The organism is Pseudomonas sp. MF08817, from assembly GCF_059862705.1.
Genome location: NZ_JCBCUY010000004.1, coordinates 121758 through 137407 on the forward strand (window position 1 = coordinate 121758; position 15650 = coordinate 137407).

A 15650-nucleotide genomic window follows, 5' to 3' on the forward strand; every position below is an offset into this window, starting at 1 on the left:
TAGCGCCATCACACAGGATGAAAGAGTCCTTTTCATGGTTCCGATTCCCTTCAGGAGTGTGCTTTCAAAGCGAGGATTCGAGAGCGTTCCAGCCAGCCCTCCTCGCCCTCGGGAACGAGTTCGATGACCTCCACATGCCGCTCACCCACGGCCACCACCCGCCCGTCGTTGCGGCCCAGGTAGTCGCCCACCTTCAATCGGTGTACACCGCCCGGCCCACGTAGCAGCACAAAAGACGCACCCGCGTTGGAGAGCGTGCCGACCATTTCGAACTGCTCCAGAGCAAAGCCTTCCAAAAAGTGCTTTCCCCGCGTCGGATCAGGCTGTACCTGCGCGCGCGCCACCGCTGGGCGCGGCACCAGCTCCACAGCCGAAGAGCGGAAGGGGTCGCGCAACCCCGCGGCCTTATAGATGAAGGCTGGCCCAACGTCCGGCAACGCAGCAGGCTCAATGGTCGATGGCAGGCTAAGTGTGCTGGTAGCCGAGCTGGCAACCTGCTCGGCGCTGTCGCTGCTGCAACCGGAGATTGCCGCCAGCACACTGGCCATCCATAGGCCGCGGTTCATGGCTGCTGCTCCGCCGGGTCGTAGCTGTAAGTCCGGGCCTGCAACGCCATGCGCAGCGGCGACTCGCTGCCGACCACCACAGGGCCGATCTGGAAGTCATGCAAGGTGACGATTCGCGGCAACGCGCCCAAACGGCTAACGAAGGTGGCGAGGTCGTGATAGGCGCCGATGACGACAACCTGCATCGGCAACTCGCGGTAAAACGCTTGCTCCACCGGCGCCAGCAGCTTGATTTCCTCAAACACCAAGCCGCTGCCAGTCGCCGTCCGGGTGATATCGTCCAGTAAATCCGGCACTTCGCTGCCCGCCGGGAGCTGGCGCAGCAACCCCTCGAAACTGTGCTGCATAAGCTGCATCTTCGCCTGGTACTGCTCCAGGTCCGCGGCCAGCCGCGTCTTGGCGGCGAGCCGCTCCTGCTGGCGTCGTTCATCCATGCGCAGCCGCTCAAGGTGTTGGCTCATGGGCTTAAGGTAGATGCCGTAGCCCAATGCCAGCACCAGGCACAGCAACAGGGCGACCGCCGCAACCTTGGCGATGGGCGGCCAGTCCCCCAGGTTGCTCAACGTCAGGTCGCCCGACCATTGCATCGCGTTCATTGCACTCCCCCCGCCACGCTCGGCCGAGCCTGGGCTACGGTCAGCTGGAAAGCCCCTAAATGCGCTTGCCCGCCGGTTGCCCGGATTTGTTCGAGGGTCGGCGCCTCGAACAAACCAGAGGCCGCAAGTTTGCGCATCAACTCGGCCAGTTGCGGGTTCGACTGACTGACCCCGACAATCGACAGGGTCTGGCCGCCCATGGCCACTTCGGTGAAGTACACACCGTCAACCAAGACGTGAACCAACTGCTCAAGTATCCGCCCGCCACGATGGCGGTCGCCCTGTAAACCCTGAATCACTCTCAGGCGCTCCATCGATACCTGGCGCTGAGCTTTGAGTTCATCGAACCGTGCAACCTGTTCGTCCAGCGTTGCGATTTGCCGGCCCAGCGCCAGGTTGCGTACCGACTGATGTCGGCTCGCGCTGTCGAGGTACTGGCCAACCAGCAGCACCACTGCCATAGCCCCCAGCATCGCGCCCAGCGCAATGACGATGAACTCCTTGCGCCGCGCCTGGCGACGGGCCTCGCGCCAGGGCAGAAAGTTAATCCTGGCCATCAGTCGAAACTCCGCATGGCCAACCCACAGGCCACCATCAGCGCCGGAGCATCAGTGGCTAGCGCGCAGGCATCGACCTGATCGCCCAGGGCCATGTCGTGAAACGGGTTGGCGACGAGCGCCGGCAGCCCCAACGTCTGCCCAACGCCTTGCACCAGCCCCGGATACGCTGCCATTTCGCCGGTTAACACCAAATGCTCGACCGCCGTGGCCTGATCGAGCGCCATAAACGCCTGCAACGCCCGGGAGACTTGCTGGCTCAGTTCAAGCTGGAAGTCCTCCACAGCCGCGCCACCCTGTGGGAAGGCCCCCAACAGCAGCTCGCGAACCTGGACGATGCGCCCCTCGCGGACCAGGCTCAAGGTCGTGGTGCTGATGCCTGCATCGACCACGGCGACGACACCCGGGTCATTAACCCCATCGAGCCGCGCCAACGCACGTTCCAGGGCATCGGTTTCGCTTTCCACCACCCGGGCCCGCAGGCCGGCCAGGGCCAGCAGCGCTTCGCGGGCCTGGACATCCGCCTTGCGGCAAGCGGCCAGCAACACCGACACCCGCCCGGGCTCAAGCGCGGGGCAGGTCAGGACTTCAAAGTCGATGGCGACGTCTTCAAGGGGATAGGGAATGTACTGCTCGGCTTCGAGCATGATCGCGGCCTGCATGTCCGCCTCGCCGAGGCCACTTTCCAGCTCCAGGGTTTTGCTGATGACCGCCGCGCCGCCCACGGCGCTGGCGCCCTCCTTCAAAGCGGTGCCAGCCTTGAGCAACAGCCGCGAGAGCACCTGGGCTGCGCCCTGGGTATCGAGCAGATTACGTTCGACCACCACGCCGGGGGGCAGTGGCTCGATGGCGTAGGCATCGAGCCGTAAACCGGTGCCGCAACGGCTCAGTTCCACCAGCCGTATAGAAGTGGCGCCGATATCAATACCCAGCAGCCTGCCGTTTTTATTGCCGAAGAGTCCTGGCACGATCATTTCCTTATGACGTTGTGGAGTTGGAGAAGTCGGTTAAAGGCGCGCCGTTCCATGGCCGCGCGGGCTGACAAGCGCAAATGACTGCGCCTGTCGAAAAATGCTTATAATGCCCAGCGTTTTTTCCGGTTTTTATCTCAAGCGTGAGTCGCCACAGTTTGGCGCTAATCACTCGACGCTCAATTCATTCTTTTCTCTGGAAATCCAAAAGCCTTGATTCGTCTGCTGAAGTTTTTCGGATGGTCGTTCGTCGCCGTCGTCTGCGCTCTGGTGCTGGGCCTGAGCGGCGCGTTTCTCTATCTTAGTCCCGGGTTGCCGTCGGTAGAGGCGCTGCGAAGTATCCAGTTGCAGATTCCCCTGCGGGTGTACAGCAGCGACAACAAGTTGATCGCAGAATTTGGCGAAATGCGCCGTACTCCGATCCTGTTCGCCGACATTCCCCCCAATTTCATCAATGCGTTACTAAGTGCTGAAGACGACAACTTCGCCAACCACCATGGCGTCGACCCCAGCAGCCTGATGCGCGCCGCCACCCAACTGGTCAAGAGCGGGCACATTCAGTCCGGCGGTAGCACCATCACCATGCAGGTGGCGAAAAACTTCTTCCTGACCAGCGAACGCAGCTTCTCGCGCAAAGCCACGGAAATCCTCCTGGCACTGCAGATCGAGCGGCAGCTGACCAAAGACGAGATCCTGGAGCTGTACGTCAACAAGATCTACCTGGGCAACCGCGCCTACGGGATCGAGGCGGCGGCGCAGGTGTATTACGGCAAATCGATCCGCGACGTCACCCTGGCGCAGATGGCGATGATCGCCGGCCTGCCCAAGGCCCCTTCGCGGTTCAACCCGCTGGCCAACCCGGCGCGCAGCAAGGAGCGCCGCGACTGGATCCTGGGGCGCATGTACAAACTGGGCAAGATCGATGAGGCGTCGTACCAGATCGCCCTGAACGAGCCACTCAACGCCAGCTATCACGTGCCCACGCCTGAAGTGAACGCGCCGTACATCGCCGAAATGGCCCGCGCCGAGATGGTCGGGCGCTACGGCAGCGACGCCTACACCGAAGGTTTTCGCGTAACCACCACGGTGCCGAGCAACCTGCAGGAAATGGCCAACACCGCCCTGCACGAAGGCTTGATGACCTACGACCAGCGCCACGGCTACCGTGGCCCGGAATCGCGCCTGCCAGGCAAGACCCGCGAAGCCTGGACCCTGGAGTTGACCAAGCAGCGCACCTTCAGCGGGCTTGAGCCGGCGATTGTCATCGAGGTCGAAAAAACCGGCCTGCAAGTGCTGACCCGCACCGGCCAGGCGCATGTGGCCTGGGACAGCATGAAGTGGGCGCGGCCCTTCCTGAACACCAACAGCATGGGCGCCAACCCGAAACAACCGGCGGACGTGGCCCAGGTCGGCGACTTGATCCGCGTGCAACGCCAGGCCGACGGGTCGCTGAAGTTCAGCCAGATCCCGGTCGCTCAAGGCGCGCTGGTGTCCCTGGACCCGCAAAACGGCGCGATCCGCTCGCTGGTCGGCGGTTTCGCCTTCGAGCAAAGCAACTACAATCGCGCCATCCAGGCCAAGCGCCAACCCGGCTCGAGCTTCAAGCCCTTCGTCTACAGCGCGGCCCTGGACAGCGGTTACACCGCCGCCAGCCTGGTCAACGATGCACCGATCGTGTTTGTCGATGAGTACCTGGACAAAGTCTGGCGCCCGAAAAACGACACCAACACCTTCCTCGGCCCGATCCGCATGCGCGAGGCGCTGTACAAGTCGCGCAACCTGGTGTCGATCCGCCTGCTGCAAAGCATGGGCGTGGGCCGCACCATCGACTACATCAGCAAGTTCGGCTTCAACAAGCAGGACCTGCCGCCCAACCTGTCCCTGGCCCTGGGCACCGCGACCCTAACGCCGATGGAAATCGCCACGGGCTGGAGCACCTTCGCCAATGGCGGCTACAAGATCACCCCGTTCATCATCGACAAGATCGAAAGCCGCAACGGCGAGAACCTGTTCACCGCCAACCCGGCCAGCGTCCCCGGCAACACCGCCGCCAGCGATGGCATCGCCGCGCCAGCCTCCGACAGCTTCACCATCGATGCCACCCCCGGCGAAGCCCCGGCGCCTGCAGTGCAGACCCCATTGGTGGCCGAGCGCATTGTCGATGGCCGCACCACCTACATCCTCACCAGCATGCTGCAAGACGTCATCAAACTCGGCACCGGCCGCCGCGCCCTGTCCCTGGGCCGCACCGACCTGGCGGGCAAGACCGGCACCACCAACGAGTCCAAGGACGCCTGGTTCTCCGGCTACAACGCCGATTACGTGACGACGGTGTGGACCGGTTTCGACCAGCCCGAAAGCCTCGGGCGCCGTGAGTACGGCGGCACCGTTGCGCTGCCGATCTGGATCAACTACATGGGCGCCGCCCTCAAGGGCAAGCCAGCCCACACCCAAAGCGAACCGGAAGGCATCCTCAGCCTGCGGGTAGACCCAGTCAGCGGCCGTGCCGCCTCACCCGGCACCCCCAACGCCTACTTCGAGCTGTTCAAGAGCGAAGACACCCCGCCCTCGGTCAACGAGCTAGGCGGCAGCGCCCCGGGCAGCCCGCTGCCGGCGGACGAGGCGGCGCCCATCGATCTGTTTTAAAACAGCAAGGAGCAGCGGCAAGCTTTTAGCTGCAAGCAACAGCGACGCAACCCGCTCTTACTTGCCGCTTGCCGCTAATAACTTGCAACTGCTCCCCCATAAAAAAACCCGGCTCAGAGGCCGGGTTTTTTTATGGTGCTGCTGTTAACCGTTAAAAACGTCATCGACGCTTTTGAGCGGGTAGTTCTTCGGGTACGGCAGGGTAGCTACACCGGTCTCGATCGCGGCCTTGGCCACGGCATCGGAGATCACGGTAATCAGGCGGGCATCCATTGGTTTGGGAATGATGTACTCACGCCCGAATTCCAACTTGATGCCGCCGTAGGCGTCGCACACTTCCTGTGGCACCGGCAGCTTGGCCAGTTCGCGCAGGGCGTTGGCGGCAGCTACTTTCATTTCTTCGTTGATGCGCTTGGCGCGAACGTCCAGGGCACCGCGGAAGATGAACGGGAAGCCCAGTACGTTGTTGACCTGGTTCGGGTAGTCCGAACGGCCGGTGGCCATGATGACGTCGTTACGGGTGGCGTGAGCCAGTTCCGGAGCGATTTCAGGGTCCGGGTTGGAGCATGCGAACACGATCGGGTTGGGCGCCATGCGCAGCAGGTTTTCAGCGCTCAGCAGGTTCGGACCCGACAGGCCAACGAACACGTCCGCGCCTTCCAGCGCGTCGGACAAGGTGCGTTTTTCGGTCGCGTGGGCGAATACCGCTTTGTACTGGTTCAGGTCATCGCGGCCGGAGTGGATCACGCCGGTACGGTCGACCATGAAGATGTTTTCGATCTGGGCACCCATGCTCACCAGCAACTTCATGCAGGAGATGGCGGCGGCGCCGGCGCCCAGGCAGACGATCTTGGCTTCAGGCAGGGTTTTGCCTGCGATTTCCAGGGCATTTATCATGCCGGCCGCGGTGACGATCGCGGTGCCGTGCTGGTCATCGTGAAACACTGGAATGTCGCACTGCTCGATCAGAGCACGTTCGATCTCAAAGCACTCCGGTGCCTTGATGTCTTCCAGGTTGATACCGCCGAAGGTAATGGAGATGCGCTTGACGGTATCGATGAAGGCCTGTGGGCTTTCGGAGTCGACTTCGATGTCGAAGACATCGATACCGGCAAAACGCTTGAACAGTACGCCCTTGCCTTCCATAACAGGCTTGGACGCCAGCGGGCCAAGGTTACCCAGGCCGAGAATCGCGGTGCCATCGGAAATGACTGCAACCAGATTGCCCTTGCCCGTGTACTTGTAGGCCAGCTCGGGATCACGCGCGATTTCACGCACAGGCTCCGCCACACCGGGGCTGTAGGCCAGCGACAGGTCGCGGGCGGTAGCAGTGGCTTTGGTGAGCTCGACACTCAGCTTTCCTGGACGAGGATGGGCGTGATATTCGAGAGCGGCAGTTTTCAAGTCAGACATAATCGGCATTCCGCTTTTACTGTTGGACGACGGATCGCCGAGGATACTCGCCTGCGAAAGTCCCTACAAGACTGCCCGGTCACCGGTGTCAAGAGCCCTAGGCTACGACTTTCGGCCAAGAGCCACGGAACACAAGGGCTACACTGTTCACAATCGACACCAAAAATGTCTACAACTTTCCGTTATTTACCTGCATCCAACATGCTTGGGTGCGTCAATGGCAGCAGCCAACGCGCCTGACCCGGCTGCAAACCGCCGCGCCGCGTGCGGTCGAGCACCCAGCCCCGAGCCTCTATTGACTGGCCTTTGAGGCGCTCGAGGGCGGCGACGTCGAACTGCTTGAGCAGATTGGGTGCAACGCGCAGCACAACCGAATCCTGCAACTGAATCCAAATTCCACCGCGATTACGCTCCACCGCACTCACCCGACCGCTGAGCACAGCGAACCCGGCCCGTGTGATCTGCTGCGCGTTGAGTACCGGTGACGGGCGCCACACCCCCAGGCCCGCTTGCCGGGCGTGGCGTTCTGCCGCTTGCTGGCAGGTGACTAAATCGATGTTGGGCGCCACCGCCACTTGGAACCCCAGGCCTTCGGCGAGCAATTGCGCTTCAAGGTTGGCGCCGCTGGCGCCATAGACATGGGCCAAGGTGCGGCCATAACGATCCTTACCCTCGCGCCCGGGGCGCAGCGCCACCCGGTTGCGGCTCTCGCGCACCAGGGTTTGCAGGCGTTGGCGGGCGGCAACCGCCAGGGGCTCGTCGGTGCGACCTTGCTTGCCCAGTTCCGGGGCATTAAGGCCGATCAGGCGTACGCTGCGGCCATCCTTGAGGCGCAGGGTGTCGCCATCGACCACCCGCTGCACCTCGACCTGGGTCAGCCCCTCGGGCGCAGGGCAGAAGGCCTGGGCGCCGGGGAGCCAAATCGCAGACATAAAAAAGGCGCCCGCGAGGGACGCCTTTTTCATCAGCGAGGAAAAGCCGCGAGGGCTTCCCAAGTTGATCGGCCTTAGGCCTTTTTCGCGCCAAAAGCACCGAAACGATCGGCGAAGCGCTGTACACGGCCGCCAGTATCCAGAGTCTTCTGCTTACCGGTGTAGAACGGGTGGCACTCGTTGCATACGTCAGTACCCAGTGGCTTGCACAGGTTCGAACGGGTTTCGAACTTGTTGCCGCAGCTGCAAGTTACTTCGATGGTTTCGTACGCTGGATGGATATCGGCTTTCATGGTGTTTCCTCGGGCTAGCGTGCCGCCGCACAACACTATTGTTGAACACCGCACGTAATTAGGCCGCGGATTCTACCAGACGAGCCTGATCGCGCAAGCGGTGCGAAGTGCTCCTCATCAGAAAATCCCCCCCCCCAGACAGGGGACACTGCACCGCCCGTCTGCTAGGCTCCGGGCCTTCTAAACATCTGCTTACCGAGAAACCCCCGCGTGCCCGACGCCATTTTGCGCCTCGCCCTGCCTTCGCCGCTGCGCCGCCTGTTTGACTACCGTGCCCCTGCGGGGGTGCTGCGGGCCCAATTGCAGCCGGGCATGCGCGTGCGCGTACCCTTCGGGCGCCGGGAGATGATCGGCATCCTGGTCGAAATCGCCGAGCACAGCGAAGTGCCCGCCGAGAAGCTCAAACCGGCGCTGGCCATCCTCGACGCCACGGCGCCGCTACCGCCGGCGCTGTTCAAGTTGTGCCTGTGGACCGCCCAGTATTACCAGCACAGCCTGGGCGACACCCTGAGCTGGGCGCTGCCGGTACTGCTGCGCCAGGGCGAACTGGCCGAGGCCCGCCAGGAGCGCTTCTGGTCAGTGGCCCCCGGTGCCCGCGCCGACGACCCGCGTATCGCCCGCGCGCCGCGCCAGCGCGAGGCCTTGGCGACCCTGGCCCAGCACCCCCACGGCGTGGCCCATCAACTGCTGAGCAAGTTAATGCTCAGCAAAGACAGCCTCGACCTGCTGCTGGCCAAGGAACTGGTGCAGGTAGAAATCCGCAAGCACGCCCCCGAAGCGCGCCACGAACATTGGCTGGCGCAACCGGAATTACCCCTCAACCCCGAGCAACGCGCCGCGTTCGAGGCCATCAGCGCCGGGGCGGACAGCTTCCACGCCTTTCTCCTGGCCGGGGTCACCGGCAGTGGCAAGACCGAAGTCTATTTGCAGTTGATCCGCGAAACCTTGGAGGCCGGCAAGCAAGCGCTGGTGCTGATCCCGGAAATCAACCTGGGCCCGCAGACCCTGGCGCGCTTCGAGCAGCGCTTCAATGCGCGCATTGCCCTGGTGCACTCGGCGGTCAACGACCGCGAACGCCTGGAGGCCTGGCTCGCCGCCCGCGACGGCGATGCCGACATTATTATCGGCACCCGTTCGGCACTGTTCACGCCGATGAAAAACCCGGGGCTGATTATCGTCGACGAAGAACACGACGGTTCCTATAAACAGCAGGAAGGCCTGCGCTACCACGCCCGCGACCTGGCCCTGGTGCGCGCGCGCCAGGAAAACATCCCCATCGTGCTCGGCTCCGCCACGCCCTCACTGGAAAGCCTGCACAACGCCTACATCGGCCGCTACGGCTTACTGCACCTCAACGAGCGCGCTGGCGGGGCGAAACAGCCGCGTTTCCTACGCCTTGACGTAAAAAGCCGCCCACTGGACAGCGGCATTTCCGGCCCCATGCAGCAAGCCATCGGCCAGACCCTGGCCGCCGGCCAGCAGGTGCTGGTGTTCCTCAACCGCCGCGGCTTTGCGCCAACGCTGCTGTGCCACGACTGCGGCTGGATGTCGGAATGCGATCGCTGCGACGCCCGCATGACCGTGCACCAACGCTCCGGCGAACTGCGTTGCCATCACTGCGGCCACGTCGAGCGCGTGCCGCGCCACTGCCCGCAATGCGGCAAAGTCGACCTGCGTCCCGTTGGCGCAGGCACTGAGCGCGCCGAGGAACGCCTGGGGATACTCTTCCCCGACTACCCAGTACTGCGGGTGGACCGCGACAGTACGTCGCGCAAGGACGCGATGAACCAGTTGTTCGCCACCATCCAGAAGGGCCAACCGTGCATCCTGGTGGGCACGCAAATGCTCGCCAAAGGCCATCACTTCCCCCGGGTGACCCTGGTGTCCATCCTCGACGCCGATGGCGGCCTGTTCTCCGGCGACTTCCGCGCCAGCGAGCGCATGGCCCAGTTGATCGTCCAGGTTGCGGGCCGTGCCGGGCGGGCCGAAGAGCCGGGCAAAGTCATCATCCAGACCCACCTGGCCGACCACCCGCTGCTGATCCAACTGACCGAACAAGGCTATTTCGCCTTTGCCGAACAAGCCCTGAGCGAACGCCGCGCCGCCGGCCTGCCGCCCTTCGCCCACCTCGCCCTGTTGCGCGCCGAGGCACACAAGCCTGGGCAGGCCGAGGCGTTCCTGGACGAAGCGTGCAGCGTGGCAGAAGAACTGTTGGCCCAATTGCAATTGGGCGGCATCGAACTGCTCGGCCCGGTGCCCGCGCCCATGGAGCGCCGCGCCGGGCGCTACCGCGCCCAATTGCTGCTGCAAGCCAGCGCCCGCGCGCCGCTGCATCGCTTGCTGGGCAGTTGGCTGCTGGCCCTGGAGCAGATGCCCAGCGGCCGGGCGGTACGCTGGTCGCTGGATGTGGACCCCGTCGACTTGTACTAACTTCAGCGGGGCCGGGCCCAGTGGCCAGCCACACGCTTGAAGTTAGCAGCACATCCGCGCTTACTGACCGCTTGCAGCTAGCCACTTGCCACTCAAACCCCTTTGCACGGTTGGCAAGCCCGCCCCGGCAACGGATAATGCCCAGTTTTTCCACCTGCGCACCGACGCGCCGCCGCTTGCGGTCGAAAGAGAAGACCATGAAAGACACCATTCGTCAGTTGATCCAACAAGCCCTCACCCAACTCGTCAATGAAGGTGTGTTGCCAGAAGGCCTGACGCCGGCGATCCAGGTGGAAAACTCCCGAGACAAGACCCACGGCGATTTCGCTAGCAACATCGCCATGATGCTGGCCAAGCCCGCGGGCATGAAGCCGCGCGACCTGGCGGAAAAAATCATCGCCGCGCTGCCCGCCGACGAGAACGTCAGCAAGACCGAAATCGCGGGCCCAGGCTTCCTCAATTTCTTCCAGAACACCCAAGCCCTGGCCGCACGCCTGGACGCGGCCCTGGCCGATGAAAAAATCGGCGTGCGCAAGGCCGGCCCGCTGCAACGCGTGGCCATCGACCTGTCGGCGCCGAACCTGGCCAAGGAAATGCACGTCGGCCACCTGCGCTCGACCATCATCGGCGACGGCGTGGCGCGCGTCCTGGAGTTCCTCGGCGACACCGTGATCCGCCAGAACCACGTGGGCGACTGGGGCACCCAGTTCGGCATGCTGATGGCCTACCTGGAAGAAAACCCGATCACCAGCGATGAGCTGTCGGACCTGGAAAACTTCTACCGCGCCGCGAAAAAACGCTTCGACGAATCCGAAGCGTTCGCCAACCGCGCTCGCGCCCTGGTGGTCAAGTTGCAGGCCGGCGACGCTGAGTGCCTGGCGCTGTGGTCGCGGTTCCGGGACATCTCCCTGGCCCACTGCCAGAAAATCTACGAACTGCTCAACGTCAAACTGACCATGGCCGACGTGATGGGCGAAAGCGCCTACAACGACGACCTCATCAACGTGGTCAACGACCTCAAGGTCAAGGGCCTGCTGGTGGAAAGCAACGGCGCGCAGTGCGTGTTCCTCGACCAGTTCAAGACCGCTGACGGCGAACCGCTGCCGGTCATCATCGTCAAGGCCGATGGCGGCTATCTGTACGCCACCACCGACCTCGCCGCCGTGCGCTACCGCAGCGGTGTGCTCAAGGCCGACCGCGCGCTGTACTTCGTCGACCAACGCCAGGCCCTGCACTTCCAGCAGGTGTTTGAAGTGGCGCGCCTGGCCGGTTTCGTGACCCACCCGATGGAAATGGAACACATGGGCTTCGGCACCATGAACGGTGCCGATGGCCGCCCCTTCAAGACCCGCGACGGCGGCACCGTCAAACTGATCGACCTGCTCACCGAAGCCCAGGACCGCGCTTACACCCTGGTCAAGGAAAAGAACCCAGAGCTGGCCGAGGACGAACTGCGCCACATCGCCCGCGTGGTGGGCATTGGCGCGGTGAAATACGCCGACCTGTCCAAGCACCGCACCAGCGACTACAGCTTCAACTTCGAGCAAATGCTCAACTTTGAAGGCAATACCGCGCCTTACCTGCTGTACGCCTACACCCGCGTCGCCGGGGTGTTCCGCAAACTGGGCAAGGATTTCAGCGAAGTGGACGGGCAGATCGTGCTGCAAGCTACCCACGAGCAGGAATTGGCCGCCAAACTCGCCCAGTTCGGCGAAGTACTCAACAATGTCTGCGACAAGGGCACGCCGCACACCCTGTGCGCCTACCTGTACGACGTGGCCGGCCTGTTCTCCAGTTTCTACGAGAACTGCCCGATCCTCGCCGCCGACACCCCGGCCCAGACGCAGAGCCGCTTGCGCCTGGCCGCCCTGACCGGCCGCACCCTCAAGCAAGGCCTGGAACTCTTGGGCCTGGAAACCCTGGAGCGCATGTAAGTTGGCCGCCAAGAAAAAACCTGCACCCAAGCGTGGCGCCAGCCGTTACCAGGCCCCGGCCAAGCAGCCGATCCCGGGCTGGCTGTGGCTGGCCATCGGCCTGACCGTGGGCGCATTCATCGTGTTCCTGATGAAACTTGAGCCGGGCCAGGGCGACGACGTCAAACGGGTCAAGCAAGAGCAGCAGAAAGCCACCCGTGCCGCCGAAGCCAACAAAACACCGCCCAGCCCACAGCAACCGGTCAAGCCTAAGTACGACTTCTATACCTTGCTGCCCGAGTCCGAAGTGATCGTGCCGCCCGAAGCCGTGCCGGAGAAAACCCTGCCGACGCCACAACCGGTGCCAACCACCCCCGTGACCCCGGAAGAAGCGGCGAAGATCGATACCGCCCGCGCCCAGGCTGCCCTCGCCGGTATCACCCCGCCGCCCGCGCCACCGGTGGCGAAAGCGGCGCCAGTGACCAAGTTCTTCCTCCAGGCCGGTTCGTTCCGCAAAGAGGCAGACGCCGACAAAGTGCGCGCGCAGATCATCCTGCTGGGCCAAGCGGTTTCGGTGGAGTCCGGCACGGTGAAGGATGAAACCTGGTACCGGGTGCTGGTGGGGCCGTTCAGCAACCGTGAGCAACTGACCGTGGCCCAGAAGCAACTGGCCGGCAGCGGCTTCAGCAACCTACTGCTGCAACAGCGCCAGAGCCGCTGACCGGGCATCTGCCAAGACACACCCTGTAGAAGCGGGCTTGCCCGCGATGGCACTGAATCACTCGCCCAATAGAGCGACTGACACGGCGCTATCGCGGGCAGGCCCGCTCCCACACTCGCGCCAGGCAACCCGCCGCCACTTGTCCGCCACGGTTGAAAAACCCGCCGCCACCCCCATATGAGTTCCCACCAGGGCATTTTCGCCCCGCTGCGTGGAGACTCTCCCTTGACCACCATCGTTTCAGTTCGCCGCCACGGCAAAGTCGTCATGGGCGGCGACGGCCAGGTTTCCCTCGGCAATACCGTGATGAAAGGCAACGCGAAGAAAGTTCGCCGCCTGTACCACGGCCAGGTGATTGCCGGTTTTGCCGGTGCCACCGCCGACGCCTTCACCCTGTTCGAACGCTTTGAAGGCCAGCTTGAGAAGCATCAGGGCCACTTGGTCCGTGCCGCCGTCGAACTGGCCAAGGAATGGCGCACCGACCGCTACCTGAGCCGCCTCGAAGCCATGCTCGCGGTCGCCAACAAGGACGCGTCCCTCATCATCACCGGCAACGGCGACGTGGTTGAACCCGAGGATGGCCTGATCGCCATGGGTTCCGGCGGCGGTTACGCCCAGGCCGCGGCCAGCGCGCTGCTGAAGAAAACCGACCTGTCGGCCCGGGAAATCGTCGAAACCGCCCTCGGCATCGCCGGCGACATTTGTGTATTCACCAACCACAACTTCACCATTGAGGAGCAGGACCTCGCGGAATAAGCCGTTACCGGCGCCCTTCCTGCTTGAGGACCCAACTACTATGTCCATGACTCCCCGCGAAATCGTCCACGAACTCAACCGCCATATCATCGGCCAGGATGACGCCAAGCGCGCCGTCGCCATTGCCCTGCGCAACCGCTGGCGGCGCATGCAGCTCCCTGAAGAGCTGCGCGTTGAAGTGACTCCCAAGAACATCCTGATGATCGGCCCCACCGGCGTGGGCAAGACCGAAATCGCCCGACGCCTGGCGAAACTGGCCAACGCCCCATTCATCAAGGTCGAAGCGACCAAGTTCACCGAAGTCGGCTATGTGGGCCGCGACGTCGAGTCGATCATCCGTGACCTGGCCGACGCCGCCATCAAGTTGCTGCGCGAGCAGGAAATGACCAAGGTCCGCCACCGCGCCGAAGACGCTGCCGAAGAGCGCATCCTCGACGCCCTGCTGCCCCCGGCGCGCATGGGTTTCAACGAAGACGCCGCGCCTTCGCAGGATTCCAACACCCGCCAACTGTTCCGCAAGCGCCTGCGCGAAGGCCAGTTGGACGACAAGGAAATCGAGATCGAAGTGGCCGAGGTGGCCGGTGTCGACATTTCCGCGCCGCCGGGCATGGAAGAAATGACCAACCAGTTGCAGAACCTGTTCGCCAACATGGGCAAGGGTAAGCGCAAAAACCGCAAGCTCAAGGTCAAGGAAGCGCTGAAACTGGTGCGCGACGAAGAGGCCGGTCGCCTGGTCAACGAAGAAGAATTGAAGGCCAAGGCCCTGGAAGCCGTCGAACAGCACGGCATCGTGTTCATCGATGAAATCGACAAGGTCGCCAAACGCGGTAACTCCGGTGGCGTCGATGTATCCCGCGAGGGCGTGCAACGCGACCTGCTGCCGCTGATCGAAGGCTGCACGGTCAATACCAAGCTGGGCATGGTCAAGACCGACCACATCCTGTTCATCGCCTCCGGCGCGTTCCACCTGAGCAAACCCAGCGACCTGGTGCCGGAACTGCAAGGTCGCCTGCCGATCCGCGTCGAGCTCAAGGCCCTGTCGCCGGAAGATTTCGAGCGCATCCTCAGCGAGCCCCATGCCTCCCTGACCGAGCAATACCGCGAACTGCTCAAAACCGAAGGCCTGGTCATCGAGTTCCAGCCTGATGGCATCAAGCGCCTGGCGCAGATTGCCTGGCAGGTTAACGAGAAAACCGAGAACATCGGTGCCCGGCGCCTGCACACCCTGCTCGAGCGCCTCCTCGAAGAGGTGTCGTTCAGCGCCGGCGACCTGGCCAGTGCCCAGGATGCCCAACCGATCAAGATCGATGCCGACTACGTCAACAGCCACTTGGGCGAATTGGCGCAGAACGAAGATCTGTCCCGCTACATTCTTTAGAGCGGCCAGCTTTGAGCTACAAGCTGCAAGGTGGACATCAGCGCCTTACAGCTTGTAGCTTGCAGCTTGACGTTTGTCGCTTCGGACCCCTGCCATGACCCCGCTTCCCACCGATATAAAGCTGCACAAAGCCTCGAAAACCCTGACCCTCAAATATGCCTCGGGCGAGGAGTACACCCTCCCCGCCGAGTTCCTGCGGGTGCATTCCCCCTCCGCCGAGGTCCAGGGCCACGGCAATCCTGTCCTGCAATTTGGCAAAATCGGCGTTGGCCTGAGCAAGGTCGAACCGGCCGGCCAGTACGCACTGAAACTGACCTTCGACGACGGCCACGACAGCGGCCTGTTCACCTGGGACTACCTCTACCAATTGGCGCAGCGCCAAGACGCACTGTGGGCCGATTATCTTGAAGCCTTGAAAGTTGCCGGAAAGTCCCGCGACCCGAGTGAATCTGTTGTACGGCTAATGCTCTAACTCAAC

General features: G+C 63.1%; 14 protein-coding genes. 7 read left to right on the forward strand and 7 right to left on the reverse strand.

Going from position 1 to position 15650, the window contains the following annotated elements; all coding sequences use genetic code 11:
* Positions 1-50 precede the first annotated feature (50 nt).
* Genes AC19YR_RS04175 through pilM form a run of 4 tightly spaced genes read right to left on the reverse strand, consistent with a single transcriptional unit; the run spans position 51 to position 2693 of the window.
* A complete protein-coding gene (locus AC19YR_RS04175) occupies positions 51-566 on the reverse strand; it encodes a pilus assembly protein PilP (RefSeq protein ID WP_500597296.1) in 516 nt (171 codons plus the stop codon).
* The gene (locus AC19YR_RS04180; RefSeq protein WP_095108901.1) at positions 563-1162 is read right to left on the reverse strand and encodes a type IV pilus inner membrane component PilO; all 600 of its coding nucleotides are present in this window, start codon (positions 1160-1162) and stop codon (positions 563-565) included. Before AC19YR_RS04180 ends, AC19YR_RS04175 begins: the two co-directional genes overlap by 4 nt.
* Complete coding sequence (locus AC19YR_RS04185) at positions 1159-1719, reverse strand: PilN domain-containing protein (protein ID WP_500597298.1); 561 nt, start codon at positions 1717-1719, stop codon at positions 1159-1161. The genes AC19YR_RS04180 and AC19YR_RS04185 overlap by 4 nt, the downstream gene beginning before the upstream one ends.
* Complete coding sequence (gene pilM / locus AC19YR_RS04190; RefSeq protein ID WP_500597300.1) at positions 1719-2693, reverse strand: type IV pilus assembly protein PilM; 975 nt, start codon at positions 2691-2693, stop codon at positions 1719-1721. Before pilM ends, AC19YR_RS04185 begins: the two co-directional genes overlap by 1 nt.
* Positions 2694-2906: 213 nt before the next feature.
* Here pilM and AC19YR_RS04195 point away from each other — a divergent pair, with 213 nt between their 5' ends.
* Positions 2907-5336, forward strand: coding sequence for a penicillin-binding protein 1A (locus AC19YR_RS04195; RefSeq protein WP_500597338.1), 2430 nt, complete (start codon positions 2907-2909; stop codon positions 5334-5336).
* A gap of 144 nt (positions 5337-5480) precedes the next feature.
* Here AC19YR_RS04195 and AC19YR_RS04200 read toward each other — a convergent pair whose 3' ends face one another.
* The 3 genes from AC19YR_RS04200 to rpmE all read right to left on the reverse strand — a co-directional run bounded on the left by AC19YR_RS04200 (position 5481) and on the right by rpmE (position 7974).
* Positions 5481-6749 carry a malic enzyme-like NAD(P)-binding protein gene (locus AC19YR_RS04200; protein WP_095108897.1) on the reverse strand — a complete coding sequence of 423 codons (1269 nt, stop codon included), beginning with the start codon at positions 6747-6749 and terminating at the stop codon, positions 5481-5483.
* 182 nt (positions 6750-6931) lie between these two features.
* Positions 6932-7681: a thermonuclease family protein gene (locus AC19YR_RS04205; protein WP_500597302.1), complete on the reverse strand. Its 750-nt coding sequence runs from the start codon at positions 7679-7681 to the stop codon at positions 6932-6934.
* A gap of 74 nt (positions 7682-7755) precedes the next feature.
* Positions 7756-7974, reverse strand: a complete 219-nt coding sequence (gene rpmE, locus AC19YR_RS04210; RefSeq protein ID WP_010213765.1) for a 50S ribosomal protein L31 — start codon at positions 7972-7974, stop codon at positions 7756-7758.
* A 210-nt stretch (positions 7975-8184) separates the two neighbouring features.
* Between rpmE and AC19YR_RS04215 the strand changes: the two genes are divergently transcribed.
* The 6 genes from AC19YR_RS04215 to AC19YR_RS04240 all read left to right on the forward strand — a co-directional run bounded on the left by AC19YR_RS04215 (position 8185) and on the right by AC19YR_RS04240 (position 15644).
* Positions 8185-10404: a primosomal protein N' gene (locus tag AC19YR_RS04215; RefSeq protein ID WP_500597304.1), complete on the forward strand. Its 2220-nt coding sequence runs from the start codon at positions 8185-8187 to the stop codon at positions 10402-10404.
* A 197-nt stretch (positions 10405-10601) separates the two neighbouring features.
* Positions 10602-12338 carry an arginine--tRNA ligase gene (gene argS / locus AC19YR_RS04220; protein WP_500597306.1) on the forward strand — a complete coding sequence of 579 codons (1737 nt, stop codon included), beginning with the start codon at positions 10602-10604 and terminating at the stop codon, positions 12336-12338.
* 1 nt (position 12339) lies between these two features.
* Positions 12340-13038, forward strand: coding sequence for an SPOR domain-containing protein (locus AC19YR_RS04225; RefSeq protein ID WP_095108893.1), 699 nt, complete (start codon positions 12340-12342; stop codon positions 13036-13038).
* Positions 13039-13263: 225 nt separating this feature from the next.
* Entirely contained in the window at positions 13264-13794 is a 531-nt protein-coding gene (hslV, locus tag AC19YR_RS04230) for an ATP-dependent protease subunit HslV (RefSeq protein WP_500597308.1), read from the forward strand.
* A 40-nt stretch (positions 13795-13834) separates the two neighbouring features.
* Positions 13835-15172 carry an ATP-dependent protease ATPase subunit HslU gene (gene hslU, locus AC19YR_RS04235; protein ID WP_500597310.1) on the forward strand — a complete coding sequence of 446 codons (1338 nt, stop codon included), beginning with the start codon at positions 13835-13837 and terminating at the stop codon, positions 15170-15172.
* Positions 15173-15266: 94 nt separating this feature from the next.
* Entirely contained in the window at positions 15267-15644 is a 378-nt protein-coding gene (locus AC19YR_RS04240; protein ID WP_095108890.1) for a gamma-butyrobetaine hydroxylase family protein, read from the forward strand.
* Positions 15645-15650 lie beyond the last annotated feature (6 nt).